Here is a 22,056-nt window from a genome sequence, read left to right on the forward strand (position 1 = left end):
ACCAGCTGCGTCGCTTTGAGCGAGTGGCCGCCCAGCTCGAAGAAGTTGTCCCGGATGCCCACCGGCTGCGAAAGGCCAAGCACATCCTGCCAAATCTCCGCCAGCTTTGCTTCCGTCTCGCTTCGCGGCGCCACGTATTCGCTTCCCGCCTGCACCAGCCCTTGCGGCTCCGGCAGCGCCTTCCGGTCCACCTTGCCGTTAGCCGTCAGCGGAATCCGCTCCACTTCTACCAGATACGACGGCACCATGTACTCTGGCAGGCTGCGCTTCAAATGCGAACGCAATTCAGATGCATCAAATGTACCGCAGCTCACCACGTACGCACACAGGTAAGCCTCGTCTCGCTCGTCCTTCCGGGCGACGACCACCGCTTCCTTCACGTCCGCGTGCTGCAGCAAACGGTGCACGATTTCGCCCGTCTCAATCCGGTACCCCCGGATTTTCACCTGCTCGTCGATCCGCCCCATGTACTCCAGGTTCCCGTCCGGCAGCCATCTTGCCAGGTCTCCCGTCCGGTACATCCGCTCGCCAGGTTCAAACGGATTGTCCACGAACTTCTCCGCGGTCAGCTCCGGACGGTTCAAGTAACCGCGCGCCAACCCGTATCCCGCGATGCACAGCTCCCCCGGCACCCCGATCGGCTGCAGCTTGTTCGCCCGGCCAACGACATACGTACGAACGTTCGGCAGCGGTTTGCCGATTCCAGCCTTCTCCGTATGCGTAGTAACCGCCTCTTGCGTCGCGTAGATCGTGGCCTCCGTCGGCCCGTAGATGTTCTCAATTCGGGCATGCGGCCACTGCTGGCAAGCTCGCCGTGCCATCTCCGCCGGGAACGCTTCGCCCGCGATAAACAGGTACTGCAACGATGGAGCTGCTCCCCCGCTCGTTTCCGCCTCCGCCATGAACAGCTGCAGCATGGAAGGTACAAAGTTGATATGCGTCACCCGGTTATCGCCAATGATCTGGAGCAGCTCCCGTGGATCTCTCTCGGCGTGCCGCCACGANCACTTTCCCTCCGCCTGGTATCCAGCCGAACAGTTCCGTCAAGGACACGTCGAACGTATAGCTCGTCTTCAGCAAATAAGCTTCCTCTTCCCCGCAAGGATATTTGCTATGCAGTGCAACCATCATGTTCGTTAAGCCGCCGTGCTCGACCATGACCCCTTTCGGCTGTCCCGTCGATCCCGACGTGTAGATGACGTATGCCAGATCGCTTGGCCCGCTTGCCGCTGGCAAGTTCGCGGTGTCGCCTGCGTACAGCGACGCGTCCACCAGGTTCAGCACCTCTCCTGCAAACCCAGACGGCACTTCCGCATTCCCACCGTATACAAGCAGAAGATCGGCGCCGCTGTCTTCCAGCATGTACGCGATCCGATCCGCCGGGTACGCCGGGTCGATCGGCAAGTATGCACCACCTGCCTTCAGAATCGCGAGAATGCCCACGACCATCTCAAGCGAACGCTCCGCCATGATCCCCACAACCCGGTCCGCTCCGACGCCACGCGAACGCAGCGCTTGCGCCAGTTGGTTCGCCTTCTCGTTCAGCTCCCCGTACGTCAACCGTTCAGACTCGAATACGACCGCCTCCGCTTCCGGCGTTCGCTCCGCCTGCTGCTCGAACAGCGCGTGAATCGGTTGGTGCTTCGGATAGTCCGCCTTCGTGTCGTTAAACGTCTCCAGCAGCTGACGCTTCTCTTCTTCCCCGACTAGCTCGATCTCGTCCAGCCGTATGTCCGGCCGTGCCGACACTTGCTCCAGAATGGTCTCCAAATGGCTGATGAATCGTTCGATGTTATCCCTGCGATGTTCCGACGCATTGAAATCGATTTTGATGGCGAGCCGGCTCGCATGTACATGCATCGTCACGCTTAATGAATAATTGGTATGCTCGAACATTTGAATATCCGTGATCTGAAAATCCTGATTCTCGGATTGCCCGCTTATTTCGTAAACTTCCGGATAGTTCTGAAAGATAAACAGATGGTCGATCAAGTTTTGTTTCAGATCCGATTGCGCTTGAATCTCGGCCAATGAAATGTAATCGTATTTCTCCGAATCCCTCGCTCTTTGCTGTAACCGTTTGACCGTTTCGATAAACGTGTCCACACGTTCATTCGGGCTTAGTCGAACGGGCAGCGTGTTGATAAACAGCCCAACCATATTCTCGACGCCCTCGATTTCCGCAGGACGCCCAGATACGACCGCACCGAACACCGCGTCATCGATATTATTGTAGCTGCGCAGCAACATGCCCCATGCCGTCTGCATCACGCTGTTCATCGTAACCTGATGGCCTTTGCTCAATTTCGTCAAACGCTCGGTCAATGTCTCCGAGAACGAATGATGAATTTCTCCCAGCGCGTACGGGTCATTGCTACGACTTCCGCTTGCAGGGATCGCCGCCCGATGCTCGTACCCCGACAAGTAATCTCTCCAGTAGCCCAGCGCTTCTTCGCGATCCTGCTCTTCCAACCACTCGATGAAGTGGATATAGGGCTTCACGGCAGGCAAATCTATCGATTGGCCGCTGCAAAGCTGCGTATACATATAGAAGAACTCTTTCAAGACGATGCCCATGCACCAGCCGTCCATCAGGATATGATGGTGGCTCCAAACGATCTCGTACCGGCTCTCTCCCGTCTTCAATACAGCAAATCGCAACAACGCATCTTTCGTGAGATCGAACCCTTGTTCCCGATCCGCTCGTTTGAACCGCTCCACGCTGATCTTGATTTCATCCTCCGTTAACCCTGTGTAATCTTCGAAAACGATCGATGGATTGCGCTTTTTGATTACGATCTGCAACGGCCTTTCCAATTCCTCATACATAAACACCGTTCGAAAAATATCGTGCCGTTCCAGCAGAAGGGAGAGGCTCTTCTCCAGATAAGCTTCATGCAGCGACCCTTGAATCACAAACGACATTTGTTCGAAATACGCGGACGACTGTGGCTCCCTTAACGCTTGGAACAGCATGCCTTCTTGCATCGGAGACAGCGGGTACATGGAAACCATCTCGCCGCTGCCGCTACTTGCCAATTGCTTGCGAAGTGTATCGAAAGTGACTAGCGGCATTGATACGCTGCCCACATCGCTCGGAGTCAGCTCAGTTTCGGTTTGCTGCATGCAATGCGCGACAACCGAAAGCAGTTGCTTCTTGTAATTGGCCATCAATGCTTGCATCGTGCTTTCGCGGTACTCCTGCTTGTCGTACGTCACGCTCAGCGTCAGTTTTCCGTCAATCACGTTTCCTACAATGTCCAGCGCACAAGCCCGTTCCGCTTGCAGACTCACCTGAACCCCAGTGGGTAGACCAGACATCGACATGGCCCCGGCATCCATTTCCCGATCCCATTGTCCCAAGTAGTTGAATTTCCGGCAACATTCCGCTTCCAATGCCGCTTTTCTCCGCAGGCGTCATATACTTCAGCACGCCGTATCCCACGCCCTTGTTCGGAATTCGTCTCAGCTTCTCCTTGAACGATTTGACCCAGTAGGATATCCCTTCCGCCTTGTTCAATTCGAAGACCACGGGATAAATACTCGTAAACCAACCTACCGTTCTCGTCACGTCTACGTCATCCAATACTTCTTCCCGGCCATGGCCTTCCAGGTGAACGGCCAGCGTCTCGTGCCCCGTCCATTCCTGCATGGCCAAACCGAGCGCTGCGAGCAGCACGTCGTTTATTTCGGTCTTGTACGCATGGTGCGTTCCCATCAGCAGGTTTTTCGTTTCCGTCTCGCTTAAGCTAATCGCTGTGTTTGTGCTGCTCGCCCATGTACGGGCTCCGCCGCCTTCCCCGTCCTTGGGGAGCGGTTGTACGTTGGCGCTTTGCTCCTGCCGCCAATATGCAGCTTCCCTCAGCAGTTCACGGCTCTGTGCATAGATCCCCATCCGCTCCGACCACGTCCGGTACGAATGCGTTTTGCCCGGCAAGGCGACAACCTCGCCCCGCAGCCGCTGCTCGTATCCCGCTGCGAAATCCTCCAACAAAATTCTCCAGGACACCCCGTCTACGACAAGGTGATGAATCGCGATCAGCAGATGATCGCCGCTGCCTGTCCGGAACAATCCAAGCTGCATCAACGGACCGGTTTCCAGATTCATTGCCTGCTGAACCAGCGTCGCCTCGCGCTCGACCGCCGCGCTGACGTCCGCTTCCGCTGAGACGTCAAATACATGCAGGCGGAATGCTTGGCCTTCCGTCCCCCGATTCATCTGCACGATTTCCCCTGCTTCCTGCCTGTACACCATCCGCAACGCGTCGTGGTGTTCCGTCAGCTTGACCGCGACTTCCTCCACGAGCGCTTCCCGGAAACCGTCCGCGCGGTACAGCATCATCGCCTGATTCCAATGATGGCTTTGTGAGATACGTTGCTCGAAAAACCAACGTTGGATCGGACTAAGCTCGACCTCGCCCTCCACAGTCCCTTCTTCGGCTGCTGCCTGGGTCGTGACCTGAAGATATCGGCTGACTTCCTCGATCGTCGGATGCGTGAACATATCCCGGACCACTAGCTTTAGGCCTTCCGAGCCTGGACACGANACGATCTGGATCGCTTTGATCGAATCGCCGCCCAGCTCGAAGAAGTTGTCTTGGATCCCAACTTGTTCGATTCGGAGCACGTCCTGCCAAATTGCCGCCATCTTCGCTTCCGTCTCGCTTCGCGGCGCGACGTATTCGCTTCCCGTCTGCACCAGCCCTTGCGGCTCCGGCAGCGCCTTCCGGTCCACCTTCCCGTTAGCCGTCAGCGAAATCCGCTCCACTTCTACCAGATACGACGGCACCATGTACTCCGGCATGTTAGCCTTCAAATGCGAACGCAACTCGGATGCGTCGAATTCTCCCACGCTCACCACGTACGCGCACAGGTACGCTTCTCCCCGCTCGTCTTTCCGGGCGACGACCACCGCTTCCTTCACGTCCGCGTGCTGGACGGTGCACNGCCCCGGATTTTCACCTGCTCGTCGATCCGGCCCATGTACTCCAGATTCCCGTCCGGCAGCCATCTGGCCAGGTCTCCCGTCCGGTACATCCGCTCACCAGGTTCAAACGGGTTGTCCACGAACTTCTCCGCCGTGAGCTCCGGACGGTTCAAGTACCCGCGCGCCAAGCCGTCTCCCGCGATGTACAGCTCCCCCGGCATTCCGATCGGCTGAAGTTGATTCGATTGATTCACCACATAAATCCGTACGTTCTGTATCGGCTTGCCGATTGAAGGAATCCCTTCTTCGGCTTCTACCCAGCCACTGGTCGCAACCACCGTATTCTCCGTTGGTCCGTAATTGTTGGATAACCGATACCCGGATCTCTTTGTTTTCCCTAATGTGTCACCGCCGGTAAGCAGCGCGCGAAGAGAATGGCCGGGTTGCTCCGCGAACTGCTCGTATACCGGCGTCGGCAGAANGTTCAAGTACCCGCGTGCCAAGCCGTCTCCCGCGATGCACAGCTCCCCCGGCACCCCGATCGGCGCTAGCTTGTTCGATTTATTCACCACATAAATCCGTACGTTCTGTATCGGCTTGCCGATTGAAGGAACCCCTTCTTCGGCTTCTACCCAGCCGCTGGTCGCAACCACCGTATTCTCCGTTGGTCCGTAATTGTTGGATAACCGATACCCGGATCTCTTCGTTTTCCCTAATGTGTCGCCGCCGGTAAGCAGCGCGCGAAGAGAATGACCGGGTTGCTCCGCGAACTGCTCGTATACCGGCGTCGGCAGAAACGAGACCGTAATCCCATTCTCCTGGTAAAACCGGCTTAACGCCTCGAGATCCATACGAATATGCGGACTGACCAAATAGATCGCCGCCCCGCTCACGAGATAAGGGAATATTTCCCATACAGCAGCATCAAAGCCGAATCCCGCATACTGCGCCGCGCGGTCCGTATCCCTCACTTCAAAGTAACGACAGTGCCATGTCGACAAATTCACCAGCGAAACATGCTCGACCATGACCCCCTTCGGCTGTCCCGTCGATCCTGATGTATAGATGACATACGCCATGTCGTTCGGCCCGCTTGCCGCTGGCAGGTTCGAGGTGTCGCCTGCGTACAGCGACGCGTCCTCCAGATTCAGCACCTGTCCCGGATACCCAGGCAGTACTTCCACGTCCCCATATACGAGCAGTAGTCTTGCGCCGCTGTCTTCCAGCATATACGCGATCCGATCCGCCGGGTACGCCGGGTCGATCGGCAAGTACGCGCCTCCCGCCTTCAGAATCGCGAGGATCCCTACGATCATCTCCACCGAGCGCTCCGCCATGATCCCCACGATCCGGTCCGCACCGACGCCACACGAACGCAGCGCTTGCGCCAACTGGTTCGCCTTCGCGTTCAGCTCTCCATACGTCATTCGCGCAGACTCGAATATGAGTGCCGCAGCTTCCGGCGTCCTTTCCGCCTGCTGCTCAAACAGCGCGTGGATCGTCTTGTCCCTCGGATAGTCGGCCTTTGTATCATTAAACGTCTCCAGCAGTTGACGCCTCTCTTCTTTCTCGAGAAAATCGTCGCTTAGGATCGTCCTACTCGAACCTATGGTCATTTTACCCGCAGCCATTCTCAACTCTCCCTTCACTTTGGCATAAGCATTCCGCTAGATTGACTACTGACAAGACAAATCTTTCATATTGAATATTCAGAATAACTACTCCTCTGCGTGCAAATTTCCTAGCTCAGCTGCCATCATACGTAATGCTCGCTCAAAATACTGAAGCAGCTTGAGGACGACCTCTTCCGGATAGAAAGATACGATTCTTAGCGCCAGCCCATTGAAGGTGGTCGATACGGAAAAATCCAATTTGGTATTCGTACGCTCATAGCTTAATCCCGGCGGACCATTCGAGATGATTGACGTTTCCTGCAAAGATTCGTAAATATGAAAATCAACAAAATTGAATATCGTGTCAAAAAACGGGTTGCCATCATCAGACGTCACGCCTGCTGCGCGCATAATATCCCGCAGCGGATATCTTCCGAAGTTTTTCATCTCCATGCATTTGGCGTGAACGTTCTGAATCCATTCCAACCATGTCATTTCCTCATCGATCTTCATTTGCACCGGCACCGTATTTAAGAAACAGCCCAGTATTTTATCGCCGTCTTCACGAACAGGCCGTCCATTTTCTACGAGTCCGGTTAATACTTCATTGTCGTAGGTAAACATAGACAGACTGTACAAATACGCCGCAAAACAGATGGAACGCAGGCTTGTACCGCTATTCCTCGCCGAATACTTGAGATCTTCCAGCAACCCGTTTTCCAAGGCGTGCGTATACACACCGTTCTGTTTCAAGCCTGATTGTACCGCCTCCGGGAGTTCCAGCCGCTTGTACTCCCTCAATTCCTCCTGCCAGAACGTTTGGAAATCGAGACGATTTTTGACCGCGAGCTGTTCAATCACATAATCCTTATACGTGCTCTTCAAAGCGGCCTCTGCATGCCGGTCGAATGTCCCGGCGCCCAGCATCCCGTATACGTTCAGCAGCTCCGTCACGAACGACGCGACGCTCCAACCGTCCAAGATGGCATGATGGAAAATCCAGCTTAAATACAAGCGGCCCCCGCCGAGCAAAAAGACCTGCATCCGCCAAAGTGGCGCCGTCCCGATGTCAAACGGACGCTTGCGATCTTCCGCCAGCCAACGCTTCACAAAATCGTCTTGATCGTTCCCGCTCAGTCCGGATAAATCATCCAGCCCGATGCAGGCCTCCACGTGCTTGCGCACGATTTGAACGGGATAAGCATCTGTCTCCAGATAAAAATCGGTTCGTAAGATCGGATGCTTCCGGATCATAAAACGCAATGCTTCCCGCAATCTCTCCAGTTGGAAGCCTTCGTCCTTGAGCCCATATACAAACTGATCGTGATATACCGCTTCCTCGGATTGCATGAGGGTATGGAAAATCATCCCTTGCTCAATATCGCTCATCGGATAGAAGTCCTCAACTTCGCCCGCCAGCGATGCGGGGCCGGACAAGATTCGGTCCCGCAGCTTCTCCATATCGGCCGCTAACGCCCGTTCGGCAGCCGCGAGGTCCAAGTGATCGCTCGTGGAAAGGTTCGCCAAGAAGGACTCGATCGTCGGATATTGGTACAGATGATGGAGATTTGTTTTTTGCCCAATCGCTTGCTCCTTCCTCGCGATCAGACGGAGAGCTCGAATCGAGTCCCCACCCAGCTCGAAGAAGTTGTCCCGGATGCCCACCGGCTGCGAAAGGCCAAGCACGTCCTGCCAAATCTCTGCCAGCTTNACCGCCGCCACTTCCAAATACCCCGCAAGCTCCTCTACTGTCGGGCTTGCGAACACTTCGCCCAGCGGCACACTCGCATCCAATTGCTTCTGGATACGCGACACCAGCTGCGTCGCTTTGAGCGAGTGGCCGCCCAGCTCGAAGAAGTTGTCACGGATGCCCACCGGCTGCGAAAGGCCAAGCACGTCCTGCCAAATTGCCGCCAGCTTCGCTTCCGTCTCGCTTCGCGGCGCCACGTATTCGCTTCCTGCCTGCACTAGCCCTTGCGGCTCCGGCAGCGCCTTTCGGTCCACCTTGCCGTTGGCCGTCAGCGGGATCCACTCCACTTCCACCAGATACGAAGGCACCATGTACTCCGGCACGCTGCGCTTCAAATACGAACGCAGCTCGGACGCATCGAATACTCCCACGCTCACCACGTACGCGCACAGATACGCTTCGCCCCACTCGTCTTTCCGGGCGACGATCACCGCTTCCTTCACGTCCGTGTGCTGCAGCAGACGGTGCACGATTTCACCCGTCTCGATCCGGTACCCCCGGATTTTCACCTGCTGGTCGATCCGCCCCATGTACTCCAGGTTCCCGTCCGGCAGCCATCTGGCGAGGTCTCCCGTCCGGTACATCCGCTCGCCAGGTTCAAACGGATTGTCCACGAACTTCTCTGCCGTGAGCTCTGGACGGTTCAAGTAACCCCGCGCCAAGCTATCTCCCGCGATGCACAGCTCCCCCGGCACCCCGATCGGCTGCAGCCAGTTATAGCGGTTCACAATGTACAAAGCTGTATTCTTAATAGGCGATCCGATTGGCGGCAGAAGCGAATAGCCGTTGTCCGCGCCCATCGTATAGGTCGATACGACATGGCTTTCTGTTGGGCCGTAATGGTTATGGACAAGCACATTCATATGGCGGGCCGTCTGAACGAAATCATCGTCCAAAACGAGCTGCTCTCCGGCGACAACGAGATGTTCTATCGTTTCCAGCAAATCCCGACACAAATTCCGGTCGGAAATGACGTACTTCAAATAAGCGGTCGGTAAAAAGACGGTACGGATTTTATGGGTGCGAACGTACTCGATTAATCGATGCGGATTGCGCTTCATTTCTTCATCCGTAACAAACAGCGTGCCGCCGGACAGCAAGACGGAAAACAGCTCCTGCGCGCAAACGTCAAAGCTGAAAGCGGCAAACTGCAACGTACGAGCAAACGCCAGCGCCGTTTGGCTCTTTTGAGATTCCAGCAAATTAACGATGCTTCGATGCTCCATGACAACCCCTTTCGGAGTCCCCGTCGTGCCCGAAGTATAGATGACATAAAGCGCATGGCAAGATGTCGACGACGGCGGTAGGCTGGAAGTATTCGCATCATATAAGCGGGAATCCGCAAGATCGAGCACCGCGCCGGCATACCCGGCCGGTACGGTTTCGCAGCCGAATGTCAGCAAAACATCGGTACCACTGTCTGCTAACAAATACGCGATTCGCTCCGCCGGATACGACGGGTCAATCGGTAAGTACGCGCCGCCGGCTTTCAAAATCGCAAGGATCCCCACAACCATCTCAAGTGAACGCTCCGACATGATCCCCACGATCCGGTCTGCTCCGACCCCTCGGCCGCGCAACACCCGTGCGAGCCCGTTCGCCTTCGCGTTCAGCTCCGCATACGTCATTCGCGCAGACTCGAAAACGACTGCCACCGCTTCCGGCGTCCGCTCTGCCTGTTCCTCAAACAGCGCGTGAATCGTTTTGTCCTTCGGATAATTCGCCTTCGTGTCGTTAAAAAGCGTCAGCAGCTGACGCTTCTCTTCTTCCTCGAGGAGATCGATGCTTTGGATCATTCGATTTGAATCGGCCATCATCGTGCGTAATGCTCGCTCAAAATACAGCAATACACTATGCACGTCCTCTTGCCGATAGGAGGATCCGATCCTTACCATCAGTTCGTTGAATGTGATCGATACGGTGAAGTCCATTTTGGCATTCGTGCGATCATAGCTCAAATTCGCCGAAAGCTCAGGAATCAACGACTCTTCAGGTATGGACTCATAGATATGAAAATCAATAAAGTTAAACAGGGTGTCGAAAAACGGGTTGCCACTATCAGTCCTTTCTCCCGCTGCGCGCATAATGTCCTGCAACGGGTATCTTCCATAGTTTTTCATCTCCATGCATTTGGCATGAACGCTCCGAATCCACTGCAGCCAGGACATCTGCATATCGATCTTCATTTGCACCGGCACGGTATTTAGGAAACAACCCAGTATTTTATCGCCGTCTTCACGAACGGGACGTCCATTTTCTACGAGACCGGTTAAAACTTCATTGTCGTAGGTAAACATCGAGAGACTGTACAAATACGCCGCAAAACAGATGGAACGCAGACTTGTTCCGCTGTTTCTCGCAAAAAGCTTGAGGTCTTCCATCCTAAAATCATCAAAAAAATGCGTAACATAATGATTACGGCTCTGTGCTTGACCTGATGCTATCGGTTCAGGGAACTCCAGCCGTTTGTACTCTCTCAATTCCTCTTGCCAAAACGTTTGAAAATCGAGGTGATCTTTATCCGCGAGCTGTTCGATCACGTAATCCTTGTACGTGCTCTTCAATGCGGCCACTGCATGCCAGTCAGATGTCCCGGCCCCCAGCGCTCCGTAAACGTTTAGCAGCTCTGTCATGAACGATGCGAGGCTCCAGCCGTCCAAGATGGCATGATGGAAAATCCAGCTCAAATACAGGCGGCCACCGCCTAATAAAAAAATGTGCATCCGCCAAAGAGGAGCCGTCCCGATGTCAAACGGACGCTTGCGATCTTCCTCCATCCAACGCTTCACGAAATCGTCTTGATCGTTCCCGCTCAGTCCGGTCAAATCATCCAGCCCAATGCGGGCTTCCACGTGTTTGCGCACGATTTGAACGGGATAAGCATCCGTCTCTAGATAAAAATCGGTTCTTAAGATCGGATGCTTCTGGACCATAAAACGCAATGCTTCCCTCAATCTTTCCAGTTGGAAGCGCTGGTCCTTAAGCCCATATACAAACTGATCGTGATATACCGCATCCTCCGATTGCATGAGGGAGTGAAAAATCATCCCTTGCTCAATATCGCTCATCGGATAGAAGTCTTCGACCTCCCCCGCCAGCGATGCGGGGCCGGACAAGATTTGCTCCCGCAGCTTCTCCATATCCGTGGCCAGCGCTCGTTCGTAAACCGCCAAATCCGGCAACCGCTCGCCGGATAAAAGATTAGCCAGGAAGAGCGCGATCGTCGGAAACTGATACAGATTGTTGATGTTCAACTTTTGACCGATCGCCTGTTCCATCCTTGCGATCAGACGGATCGCTTTAATCGAGTCGCCTCCCAATTCGAAGAAGTGATCCTCAACTCCAACCCGTTCAACTCCCAGCACGTCCTGCCAAATTGCCGCCAGCCTCGCTTCCGTCTCGCTCCGCGGCGCGACGTATTCACCTCCCGCCTGCACCAGCCCTTGCGGTTCCGGCAGCGCCTTCCGGTCCACCTTGCCATTGGCTGTCAGCGGAATCCGCTCCACTTCTACCAAGTACGACGGCACCATGTAATCCGGCAACGTCTTCTTCAAATATGAACGCAATTCAGATGCATCGAATGCTCCGCTAACCACGTACGCGCAAAGGTAAGCCTCGTCTCGCTCGTCCTTCCGGGCAATGACCACCGCTTCCTTCACGTCCGCGTGCTGCAGCAGACGGTGTACAATTTCGCCCGTCTCAATCCGGTACCCTCGGATTTTCACCTGCTCGTCGATCCGCCCCAGGTACTCCAGGTTCCCGTCCGGCAGCCATCTGGCCAGGTCTCCCGTCCGGTACATCCGCTCACCAGGTTCGAACGGATTGTCTACGAACTTCTCCGCCGTCAGCTCTGGACGGTTCAAGTATCCGCGCGTCACGCCTGCCCCGGCTACGTACATTTCCCCGGCTACGCCCAGAGGGGCAAAGCGTCCATTCTTGTCTAGAATCATGACCGACAACGTAGGGATCGGTTTGCCGATATTGCTGATGTTCGTCCGGATATCCTCGGCGGTAATTTCCTTGTACGTGACGTGCACGGTCGTTTCCGTAATGCCGTACATGTTGATCAGAAGCGCATCGGGATACGCCTTCGCCCACGGTTCCAGTTGCGCGGGAGACAGCGCTTCCCCGCCAAATATCACTTTACGGACAGATAGATTCCGCTTCGTTTCCTTGTCGCACACTTCATGGATCAGACTGTAGAACGCCGTTGGCGTTTGGTTTAGAATCGTCACACATTCGCGTTCCAACAGCTCGGCAAACAACCGCGGTTCCTGGGCCGTCTGTTTCGGCACGATAACCAGCTTGCCCCCGTACAACAGCGCGCCGTACATTTCCCATACCGAGAAATCGAAGCAGAACGAATGGAACATCGTCCAGACGTCGCCCGCGCCGAAATCGAACAGGCTGCGGTCGTTAAAGAGCAGCCGAACGACGTTGCGATGCTCGATCATGACCCCTTTCGGCCGTCGATCCTNATACGCCATGTCGTTCGGCCCGCTTGCCGCTGGCAGGTTCGAGGTGTCGCCTGCGTACAGCGACGCGTCCTCCAGATTCAGCACCTGTCCCGGATACCCAGGCGGTACTTCCACGTCCCCGTATACAAGCAGCAGATCAGCCCCGCTGTCTTCCAGCATGTACGCGATCCGCTCTGCCGGATACGCCGGGTCGATCGGCAAGTACGCCCCGCTGGCCTTGAGGATCGCGAGTATCCCCACGATCATCTCCACCGAGCGCTCCGCCATAATCCCCACGATCCGATCCGATCCGACGCCACGCGACCGCAGCGCTTGCGCCAGTTGATTCGCCTTCGCGTTCAGCTCCCTATACGTCATTCGCGCAGACTCAAATACGACCGCCGCTACATTCGGCGTCCGTTCCGCCTGCTGCTCGAACACCGCGTGGATAGTTTTGTCCTTCGGATACTCAGCCTTCGTGTCGTTAAAATCGATCAACAATTTTGTTTTTTCTTCGGAAGTAATCATATCGAGTTCATCAATCGATTGATGGGGATCTTGGATAATCTGTTGGATCAGATTAGAGATATGGGAATACATCAGGGTAATATCATCGTCGGAGAATAAAGCGGTGTGATAATCGAAGTCCATTCTTAAATGATTTTTTGATTTCGTATGCTGCACTCTGACCAATAGTTCGTTCTCTTCGTGACCTCCGAAAACATGATCCAGTTCATACTGGAATAAATCGTTCGCAAAAATAGAAACTCTTCGGAATTCCATCGCTGCACGAAACAATGGATTGGTGTGCTTGTAGTTTTGACGAAATTCATGAACAAGCAGGTTAAAGGGATATTTCTGACGCTCGGCGATAACGTTTTTTTTCTCAAAAACAGCTTGAATAAAGGACAATACGCCTTTCTTGCCCTCAATAGACATTCGAAACGGCACGGTACTTACAAACATGCCGAGCATTTCTTGTTCATTGGCAGTTGTTCGATTGGCATAGTACGTTCCGATCACTTGATCATTGTTCGAGGTCACTTTATGCAGGTATAAGTGCAATGCCGAAAAAAACATAGTAAAAGTAGTAATCTTATGTTCATCGCAAAATCTTCTGATGTCATCATACATCTCAGGCGCAATAGAAAAAGACTTTCTTACGCTTGCTGTGCTTGCAGACCGTTTGCCATATCGAATATCCTGACTGTCGTTGGAAAAGGATTCTAATTCCTGCAGCCAGAATTCTTTATCCTGAACAAAACGATCGGAATTTTCATACTCCAATTCACTTTTGATAAATTCTATGTAAGATGGCCTCGTTTGATAGGGAACGCTACCTCGCAATAACCCGCCATAAATATCCATGATTTCCTTTGCAATCAGTTCCATCGAATAACTATCGCTAATAATATGATGCATTCGAATCAGAATGACACATTCAACTTGACTTATTGCAATCAATTGAAATTGAGCTAAATCTAAGTTTTCCAAAGTCATTATTTTTCTAGACTCTGCCAGAGTGTATGAATCAACATCCATCGTTGATCCATCGATCACTTTCAAATCGGCGACTCCAGAACTTCGAACATACTGTTCAGGCTCGTTTTCTCCAAAGACTTGGGTGTGAAAGATAGGATTTCGTTCAATCAGAAGAGAAATTGCATTTTTCAACAGCCCATAATCTATGGAGCGAGTTTTAGATTTTAATTTCAAGGAGAACAAAAGGGCACTTAATCCTGTGTTAGGTAGTAACTTTTCGGTATTCCAAATTCTCTTCTGCGCGTTCGTTAATGGATACTTGGTTGAATCTAACATGAATGATTTCCCCCTGAAATATTTATTGAATGGATTTACACTGCCTATACCGTTTCTTGTTTCTTGGTGAGCAAGGAATAGAACAACCCCGACTGATCCATCGATTGCTGGCAGTTGCCTTTCTCCACGACTTCCCCACTAGCGATGCATTTACATACTCAATAAACTATCATTCTGTTATTTACAATATTTATATATATCAATTGGCTTGAACTGTTAAATGTCCCCCCTCTCAAGTTGGCGCGCTAGACTATCGTACTCATAAAATGGTTTATTAGTTCTGCAACGCTCTTGTTTATTGAGCCCCAACTACAACAACATTAATCTCTAGAAGAAATGTCCTTGCACCTTTCAGCTAATGAGCAACTTCAGCGGATACTATGGATCAGAGAGCATAAGCGCTCCACAGCTATCACGAAAATTAAAAAATATCCCTATAAACAGCCTGCATTGTCTGTTTATAGTTTTCGACAATTTACAACTATTAATTTCAAACGATTCCTGTTTCCATGTTATGGGGCAAACCTCATCATGGTACAATATAGGCAATATTATACAACAATATGTAGTTTTTTGGAATAAGAGTTATTCATAAGGGTAATCAACCTTCATACGGAAAATAAACCACTTATTCTATATAGATCGTAGAATTGCTTATATAGCTTCGTTTTTAATTTGTACCGATGCTTAAACCTTATTTGCTTCTCCGCTTGCAAACTCATCCTCTTGCTCACTTGAAGGAAGAGCCGAAGTAATAACGAGTGGATGATGCAAAGGTGGTTACAGTCTGTCTTCAGATGTTGCTTGTTGCCATCGGCGTATAAATCCCCCTCTCAAAATGAGTGCAAAAAAACCGCCAGAGCTTTGGCGGCAGTGGTTGGTATGTTTATACCGATTATAAAATTGAGAAATCCAAGCGGACAAGATAAATAATCAGATTCAAATTAATTCAAAGTACTTCAACTTTAAATACAGCGCAATAGGACCTGTATGTCCTTGCGATGTATTTTTTATCGTCCGAAATCAACCCGGCGTCAACTTCACTTCTACATCTTCAGCGCAGGATAAACCCGAGCATTCGCTCATATTCGTCCCGCTCAGAACTTTGCCCATCCGAAGATCGGCCTCAACATCTTGCGAATCCAATAAGCGATGATCGTCCCTGGGGTCCATGAACCGCGATTCTGCAAGTACTCCAAGTATTGATCGTTGATGATATAAGTCCGAGTGGAAGTAGGGTTCTTCAACCCGAACTTTTCCCATATCGTCGGATCATTCGAACCCCCGAGCTTTTCGAGCATATTTGCCGATGCGTTGTTGATTTTTGCCGGAATTTGTTCAAAGGCTTGGATGATTTGCGCATGAAATTCGTCGATCGGATTGCGGTTAACAAGGCCCGTCAAATGGATGCTTTCGCGAATGTAAGATACGTATTCTAGATGGTCAGCCCAGAACTTGTCGATATAATAAAGCCGTACCCGTTGCTCCGAAGGGCTCATCAGCGTCTCGCCTTTCAAAATGCCAAGCCGCTGCTCGTATAGAATCCGCCGCTGTTCCTCCACCATATCCGAATAATGGTTCAGTTCCTGGCGGATATGGAAGTTTTGGCCCATCATAACGCGCTGAATATGCGTGATTTTGCTAATGAGCACCGACTCTTCGAGAGCCTCATCCTGCCTGAGACCGCGATAGGCGTTCGGAATCACTTTATCGATGCCGAACCGAAGCATCAACTCGTCTTCCAAGCTTACGAAAAATACAGAAGCGCCCGGGTCGCCTTGGCGGCCAGAACGCCCGCGCAGCTGGTTGTCGATTCGCACGCTTTCGTACACATGCGTACCAATGACGTACAACCCGCCCAGCTTTGCGACAACTGCTGCTTGCGTGGGATTACCGCCGCCGAGCCGAATGTCGACGCCTCGCCCCGCCATGTTCGTAGACACAGTCACGGCACCGATTTCTCCCGCTTTGGCGATGATCTCGGCTTCTTCTGCGTCGTTCTTCGCATTCAGGACATGGCAAGGTACGCCCGCAGCAGCTAACGCCTCCGCAAGCATGTCAGACTCCTCGACGCTTGATGTACCAATGAGAATCGGACGTCCCGTCCTATGTACAGACGATATTTCTTGTACAAGCGCCTTAAGTTTGGCTTCTTTATGAGTATAAATCCGGTGCGGATGGTCGATCCGTATGTTAGGCCCGTTCGGCGGAATTTGTAGGACCTGCAGCGCATAAATTTCTTCGAATTCCATTGCGGAAACGTGCGCGGTAGCCGTCATTCCGCATATCTTTGGATATAGGCTAAGGAAATGTTGAAGGGTAATCGTACCGAGAATTTTCCCGCCAGCTACGGACTGCAGTCCTTCTTTGGCCGCAAGCGCCGCTTGCAGCCCGTCCGGCAAATGCCTATTCTCCGCCACGCGGCCGGTGTATTCGTCAATCAGCTCGATCTTATCGTCCCGAACTATGTAATCGACGTCTTTTTTCAGTAACGATTCCGCCTGCAACGCGCAATTTAACGACGATAACAAATGACTGTTATGGCTTTCGTACAAATTGCCGCATCCCAGCAGCTCTTCCGCTTTCGTAGCGCCCGCTTCATTCAAATAAACATTCCGCTTGAACTCGTCGAAGTCGTAATGCTCATCTTGCTTGAGCTGCCGAGCCACTTCTGCGAAACGAATGCTGTCGCTTTTAGAAGAGTCCGGCTCGCCGGCGATGACTAGCGGTACCCGTGCTTCGTCGAGCAGAAGCGAATCCGCTTCGTCGACGATGACGTAGTGGAAAAGACGATGCACGGTATCGGCTTCACTCAGTGCGATCGTGTCGCGCAAATAATCGAACCCTGCCTCTTTGGCCGTAACATAAGTGATATCCGCAGCGTACGCTTCCCGTTTCTCGGACAAGCTCATCCCCGCTTGCACCGATTGTACCGTCAACCCAAGGAAACGATAGATCGGCCCCATCCACTCCGCATCTCGATTTGCCAAATAATCATTAAAGGTTAGTACATGAACGCCTTGGCCGGTCAGCGCATTTAGATAAGCAGGCATTACCGCAGAGAGCGTTTTTCCTTCGCCGGTATATTGCTCGATCAAGAATCCCTCGTGCAGAGCGATGCCAGCCATGATCTGGACATCGTAGGGACGTAATCCGAGCGTTCTATTCGCTGTCTCGCAGACTAGCGTATAGGCATCGACAAGTAGCTTGTCTAAAGGCGCACCCGATTTTGCTTCCTTTTTCAGCCGGAGGGATTCCGCTTGAAGCTGTTGATCGTCCCATGCTTCCAAATTCCGTTTCCTGATGAGCTCCGCTTTGTCCTGATAGACTTTCAACTTATTCTGGGTATCACGGCCTTTGAATTTTTGCATCAACTTAACGGCTAAATTCATCGGAATTTGATCCCTCCTAGGTATAAATACGCGATTCTATAGTAGCTACTATAATTAAACTTTATAGCAATGGAAATATTTAGAACAAGAGTAAACTCCCTTTGTTTCATTAACGGTACACTTGCACTCTTAGCCGCTGACAACCTTCACTGTAGCACCACGACGTGCCGAACATCGGATAATCCATGTAAGGAGCGGCCTAAATCATAAGAACGTATTCGCCAAATTGACCTAACAACGCCATATCTGGCAGCTCATATGGCTTTTTCGGCGGCATCCATTCCGTATATCCGTCCGTGACGAGAAAGTCAACAATTCAAATCTGCTAATCAACCGTTCAACACAAAATCAACACTTTTAGTGATTATACTCGAGCAAAAGAGCAGTTAAATCTCCAATGTCTGTGATTACCGGTTTATTTAATTGTTGTTGGGTAAACAGCAGCGTAACTATCTAAGGCAAGGAGACTAGTCAAGTTGTGATGAGTTGCAAACAATATACGACAAACTGCAACAACAGAGTTCCGCTCCCCTTTACCCTTTAGGCTCATCACTTTACTTCACTTGACCTTTTCGTGGCGGTCCGTTCGGCTTGACTTAGCCACAGGTGGATGACTTCTCTCGGTTCTGCTGGGCGTATTGGCAGCCGAATCTGATGAAGAAATAGTATCATGCCAGATGCCTCCACCGTACGTATTCATCAACACGACGAGGGGGCAAAGGGGGCGCATTCCAGGCCGTTGTGGGCGGTCTTGGCAATCCCCTTGCGCCTTTGTAGTCACTGTAGGCAACATTAAAGTTGGAAGAGAAACAAGCTCGATCCGTCATTCTAAGTAAGAAGAATCGATCGTCTCAGCAACGTATACTTCTCATTCAGCAGATAATACTTTTTGTAAACGCACCGCATCCATGCTTCTTTTGTCTTTGTCGGAAAGACTCTGGAACTGGAGCTTCTTGGCGTCGTGCACTGACAGAGCCAACTGCCCGAGATACGGAAACGAATCGACGAATCCATAAGCAGGTTCGGCTGTTATCCTCAGTCACGAAGCTGATCATCGTATTCCCAGCCGCACTCCGGAATCGTCCCGTCCGCCGAAATACTCGTAGATCTGGGCCGAATTACCGGGGAATTCTTTGAAGTGATGGACATGACGCCGACTTCGCTAATTACCGATGGTTATCGTCTTACTGGTCGTGCCATAGATTCCCGAATACTGCAGCACGGACTTCCGCATAAAGTCAGATACTTCTTTGTGTTTTTTTCTACTCATCCTTTAGCCGTCGTTGATACAAAACAACAGATACAATCGTTAATACAACCGCCCATGCCAAAATAATGAGGAGAGGTTTTAATAAGTCTCCCGTCGTAGAGGCTGTATTGCTTATATTTAGCAAACGCACAAGTTGAATATTTGGTGCATATTCCAGCACTTTGAAAATCGGAAAATCATCCGCTAGTAACATTCCTGCATATGGCGCCCCAGTGAATACGATGGATACGGGAATTATAGATAATGATGCTTCAAGCAACGTCTTAGAGAATAAACCACATATCGTCCCTGCTGCGGTGTATAGAATAATTGAAAACATGATTGCTGCCACAAACGCCCATATACCTACTGGCTCATAGCCATATATATACGTAGCAATAGCCAGAACAACAGCAGACATGACAAAGACTAAAGAACTTTTACCGATTAAAACATCCATTGTTGTAGCCGGCGTCATCATTAATGATCGTAAAGTGTTACGCTCCTTCTCTTCCGCAATCAAGCATGCTTGTGCAAAACTCGTTAGTATCACAAACGAAATATTTAAAACTAAACCGAAGGCTCCAACCAAAGACGGGCCTGTACCTCGAAGAAGAAATGCGAAGATAATTGGAAAAATCAACATAATGGAGACCGCATAATTGCGTGAAAATTCTTTATAATCCTTCACAAATATCGCGCCGGCACGTTTTAATGAGATACTCATAGTAACTCACTTCCTGTCATTTTAATGAAAATATCACCTAGACTTGGCTCTTTTGTTTCCAATCGATCAATTAACCCTCGTTTCATCCAAGCGGCTATTTGATCCGCCGTCCCCTCATCGATCGGGAGCTCGCAGGTTTCCCCATTTATTAATTCAACACAAACTACGTTTTCTCGATGCTGTTTTTTAAGCTCCTTGGGTGAGCCGATGGTTTGGATTTGTCCTTGATACAAAATCGCTACACGGTTACATATCAATTCTGCCTCAGCCATATCATGCGTAGTTAGAAAAATCGTTGTCCCGTTCTGATTTAAGTAGCGCAAACCTTTATAAATATGTGCTGAGTTTACTGGATCTAAAGCCGAAGTAGGTTCATCTAAAAATAATAATTCTGGCTCATGGATCACCGCGCATGCCAACATAACACGCTGACGCATCCCTTTCGATAAGAGACTGACTTTCTTTTTGCGTTCTCCACTTAAGTTTACAAACTGTAGCACCTTATCGATCGAAGATCTAGGAAGATCATATAATTGGCGATACAGCTCTAGATTTTCCTCAATAGTTAATCTTTCATATAGACCACTGTTATCCGTCAAAATGCCAAACCGCATCTTCTGTGCAGACTGATGCATCATCTCCGCTGGCTGGTCGAATACACTTGCCTGTCCGCTTGTCGGATTTATTTGCGCTGTTAAAATCTTTATTAATGTCGTTTTTCCCGCGCCGCTCGGACCCAGGAAACCAAAAATTTCCCCTTTCGGAATTGAAAAGGACACGTCCGATAACGCATCCTTATTTCCAAATCTCTTTCGAATATGTTCTACTTGGATAACATTCATGGACACCACTTCCTTAGAGTTGATGCTTTAAATATATAAAGATTGCATGCTCCCAGCCATCAAAATCCGCCGAAATGTAGCTGTAACCGCTTGAATAGTACCATGGAAGGCTTGATTGGTTCGATATTTCCCCGGAAATTAAATATTAAGAAGTGCTTTTAATTCATGCAATTTTGAACGAGATAACGGAACTACGGCATCTTTACCTGTATTTAATCGCAAGCTGTAGCTATTCTTCGTCCATGTAATAATTTCTCTTACTTTTTGCAGATTAACGATGTAGGATCGATGACACCTAAAAAAGCCAAAATTTAACAACCTCTGTTCAAGCTCTGTTAGCGTTAAAGCACAGTCATAATTCTCTCCACCTGCATGAACAAGGATCGAACCATCTATACTTTCTATAAAATCGATTTCAGGCGGATTAAATAAAATCATCTTGTCATTTCTTTTTGTAGATATCTTCTGCAAGGTTATATTGGCCTCATCTTGTTTCAGTACTTCATGCTTATCCTCTTCGGAGTCACGAATATCCAATTGATGAAATCCGAATTCGTTCAACCGATAAATAGCATCACAGGAAATAAGGGCATCCTCTAAATTTGAAGTTAAAATTAATACTTGCTTTTCTTTCAAAAGGTCATCTAGAATCCGTTTAAATTGACGGCGATCTTGCTCTTCTAAGTAAAAATAGGGTTCCTCCAGTACAAGTGTAGGCTGATGCGCAAAAAAGACACGCAGCAATGTCACGTACATCCTTTTTGATGAGCTTAGATCCTTGATTTTTACCTTTCGTTCTTCTTTTAAGGAAAAATAATCCATTAACAAATCGACATGCTCATTCCTCTCCGTTACTTTGATCAGAAAAGTGATGAGCTCTTCCACGGTTAAACGCATATACTCGCTTTGCCCAGCTCGAAATAAATAATATTGGGAATGATTCACTAATTGATTCATTAAAAACTGCTTTCGCTTTAAGTCCGTTATAATGCCAATCGATTGGCTCGATCTCATATTTAATTCAATCTTCGGTACAATTAATTCCCCATCATAATACATTGGTTGAAATTGCATGGAGTGCCGTCCTCCCGGTCAGTGCCACTATAGTATATATATTACAATTATAATGCCTGGATACTTTTTTGTCAGTTTTTTAAATATATCTGTTTCTCTAAGCCATATCAGCAAGAAATCGTTTTATCATATACTTAATATCCGAGTCCATCTGTCAGGCTATATCGGAAGCTGCTGGTCGTTACCGAGTGACAGTAGGTTAGTTTA

The 22,056-nt window shown here is 50.4% G+C and carries 7 protein-coding genes and 7 pseudogenes; all 14 read right to left on the bottom strand.

Annotated elements, in window-relative coordinates:
• On the bottom strand, nt 1-521 hold a 521-nt coding region (locus AM231_RS30495; RefSeq protein ID WP_423212931.1), incomplete at its 3' end, for a non-ribosomal peptide synthetase.
• Between the two features lie 120 nt (nt 522-641).
• Nucleotides 642-1,004: pseudogene (locus AM231_RS30500) on the bottom strand (AMP-binding protein); the annotation flags it as partial.
• Nucleotide 1,005: 1 nt separating this feature from the next.
• Nucleotides 1,006-3,342 (bottom strand): annotated as a pseudogene (locus AM231_RS30505) (condensation domain-containing protein); the annotation flags it as partial.
• Nucleotides 3,239-4,546, bottom strand: a 1,308-nt coding sequence (locus AM231_RS29150; protein ID WP_242615225.1) for a condensation domain-containing protein, incomplete at its 5' end; no start/stop codon positions are given. The pseudogene AM231_RS30505 and the gene AM231_RS29150, both read right to left, overlap by 104 nt.
• 1 nt (nt 4,547) lies before the next feature.
• Nucleotides 4,548-4,924, bottom strand: a pseudogene (locus AM231_RS30510) (AMP-binding enzyme); the annotation flags it as partial.
• Nucleotides 4,925-4,947: 23 nt separating this feature from the next.
• A pseudogene (locus AM231_RS30515) lies at nt 4,948-5,408 on the bottom strand (AMP-binding protein); the annotation flags it as partial.
• A 1-nt stretch (nt 5,409) separates the two neighbouring features.
• Nucleotides 5,410-6,558, bottom strand: a pseudogene (locus tag AM231_RS30520) (non-ribosomal peptide synthetase); the annotation flags it as partial.
• Nucleotides 6,559-6,645: 87 nt separating this feature from the next.
• A partial coding sequence (locus AM231_RS29650) for a condensation domain-containing protein (protein ID WP_242615226.1) occupies nt 6,646-8,250 on the bottom strand: 1,605 nt, incomplete at its 5' end.
• A 1-nt stretch (nt 8,251) separates the two neighbouring features.
• Nucleotides 8,252-12,767 (bottom strand): annotated as a pseudogene (locus tag AM231_RS30525) (amino acid adenylation domain-containing protein); the annotation flags it as partial.
• 1 nt (nt 12,768) lies between these two features.
• Nucleotides 12,769-14,565 (bottom strand): annotated as a pseudogene (locus AM231_RS30530) (condensation domain-containing protein); the annotation flags it as partial.
• 1,097 nt (nt 14,566-15,662) lie between these two features.
• The gene (locus AM231_RS17500; protein ID WP_054403830.1) at nt 15,663-17,957 is read right to left on the bottom strand and encodes a preprotein translocase subunit SecA; all 2,295 of its coding nucleotides are present in this window, start codon (nt 17,955-17,957) and stop codon (nt 15,663-15,665) included.
• Between the two features lie 1,262 nt (nt 17,958-19,219).
• Nucleotides 19,220-19,933 (bottom strand): ABC transporter permease subunit, encoded by a 714-nt coding sequence (locus AM231_RS17505; RefSeq protein ID WP_054403831.1) that lies wholly within the window; start codon nt 19,931-19,933, stop codon nt 19,220-19,222.
• Entirely contained in the window at nt 19,930-20,775 is an 846-nt protein-coding gene (locus AM231_RS17510) for an ABC transporter ATP-binding protein (protein ID WP_054403832.1), read from the bottom strand. Before AM231_RS17510 ends, AM231_RS17505 begins: the two co-directional genes overlap by 4 nt.
• A gap of 138 nt (nt 20,776-20,913) precedes the next feature.
• On the bottom strand, nt 20,914-21,849 hold the full coding sequence (locus AM231_RS17515) for a LytTR family transcriptional regulator DNA-binding domain-containing protein (protein WP_054403833.1): 936 nt from the start codon (nt 21,847-21,849) through the stop codon (nt 20,914-20,916).
• Nucleotides 21,850-22,056: the final 207 nt, after the last annotated feature.

Origin of the sequence: Paenibacillus solani (assembly GCF_001277345.1) — a bacterium.
In the GTDB taxonomy this organism is placed as follows: Bacteria; Bacillota; Bacilli; order Paenibacillales; family Paenibacillaceae; genus Paenibacillus_AQ; species Paenibacillus_AQ solani.